General features: G+C 64.5%; 2 protein-coding genes. One reads left to right on the forward strand and one right to left on the reverse strand.

Annotated features, from left to right (window positions below; all coding sequences use genetic code 11):
- A partial coding sequence (locus I8N66_RS36030) for an alpha/beta hydrolase (RefSeq protein ID WP_291165052.1) occupies positions 1-310 on the reverse strand: 310 nt, incomplete at its 3' end.
- Positions 311-428: 118 nt separating this feature from the next.
- Between I8N66_RS36030 and I8N66_RS36035 the strand changes: the two genes are divergently transcribed.
- Positions 429-1061: DJ-1/PfpI family protein (locus I8N66_RS36035; RefSeq protein WP_291165055.1), on the forward strand; the 633-nt coding region annotated here is incomplete at its 3' end.

A 1061-nucleotide genomic window follows, 5' to 3' on the forward strand; every position in this document is an offset into this window, starting at 1 on the left:
TGTCCGACGACAGCGGCCAGCCGTGGCTGAGCACGACGACCGGGCCATCCTTCGGGCCCCAGTCCTTGTAATAGATCTCGACGCCATCGCGGGTGATGATGCGGCTGCCCATGGTGTTTGCTCCCTCGGTGCCGGACGCGCCGGCGGTTGATGCGGTGGTCGATGCGGCCTTGGCCGGCGTGTTCATGGCGTTGACCGCGGCAGCGGTGGCCGCGGCAGCGGTGGCCGCGGCGCCAAAGGCGGCCGACAGAACCGTGCGGCGCGAAAGGCCATTGGAAATGCTTGCGGAAACTGCTCTTGCCTGCGTCATTGTCCTCACCTCTTTGATCTCTGTTGCCAGGCTTCCATCCCGTGGAAGCGATGGTTGAATTGATAAATCGGCGGGCATAACCTCTCGACCGGCAAAGCTGACAACGATGGGGGCAGAAGTGACAAAACGATCGACCAGCGAACCGGCGGAGATCGGTATCGTCGTCTACCCGCGCGCACTGATGTCGGCGATCCACGGGCTGACCGACATGTTCCAGGTGGCGAGCATGCAGTCGGTCGAGCAAAGCGGGGGAGACGCTCCCCAGATCCGCATCAGCCATTGGAAGCTTCAGGAAGATGGCACAGTGGCAAAGTCGCGCGATACCCACGAAGGCCCGTCCTTGGGCCTGATGGCGCTGATCCTTCCGCCGACACTTGCGGATCTGCCGGTCGGCGAACGCATCGGCGCCCTGCCCGGCTTCGTGCGCGAGCAACACCAACGCGGCACGACCATCTGCTCGGTCTGCGGCGGCGCCTATCTTTTGGCCGAGTCCGGCCTTGCCGCGGGCCGCACCATCACCACCCACTGGTCGCACCAGGACTTGATCGCCGACCGCTACGCCGATATCCGCGTCGACACCGACAGGTTGCTGATCGACGAGGGCGACATCATCACCGCCGGCGGGATGATGGCCTGGATCGACCTCGGCCTGAAACTCGTCGACCGGCTCCTCGGAACCGACGTCATGCTGGCAACTGCGCGGTACATGATCATCGACCCCGGCGCGCGGGAGCAGAGCTATTACAGCGTC

It is taken from the genome of Ensifer sp. SSB1, from assembly GCF_016652895.1.
Taxonomy (GTDB): domain Bacteria; phylum Pseudomonadota; class Alphaproteobacteria; order Rhizobiales; family Rhizobiaceae; genus Ensifer.